General features: G+C 41.9%; 1 protein-coding gene. It reads right to left on the bottom strand.

Translation table 11 applies throughout. From position 1 onward, the window contains the following. On the bottom strand, nucleotides 1–246 hold a 246-nt coding region (locus QP997_RS09835), incomplete at both ends, for a hypothetical protein (protein WP_284847014.1).

Here is a 246-nt window from a genome sequence, read left to right as displayed (position 1 = left end):
CGTTATTTTTTAGTTCCTCTTGCCACATACTCCATAGAACACCACGTACATACGGATATTTCACACGAAGTGGACTATAGATATACCAAGAAAAACTTGCTCCACGTGGACATCCTCGTGGTTCAAAATCTGGCATATCAGGACCTGTCGTTGGATAATTAAGCTCCTGCCCTTCCCAAGTTACAATTCCATCTTTCACATATATATTCCAACTGCATGAACCAGTACAGTTCACACCGTGTGTAG

This window comes from Corynebacterium sp. MSK039, from assembly GCF_030232315.1.
Taxonomy (GTDB): domain Bacteria; phylum Actinomycetota; class Actinomycetes; order Mycobacteriales; family Mycobacteriaceae; genus Corynebacterium.
This window is presented reverse-complemented; position numbering and strand designations above follow the sequence as displayed.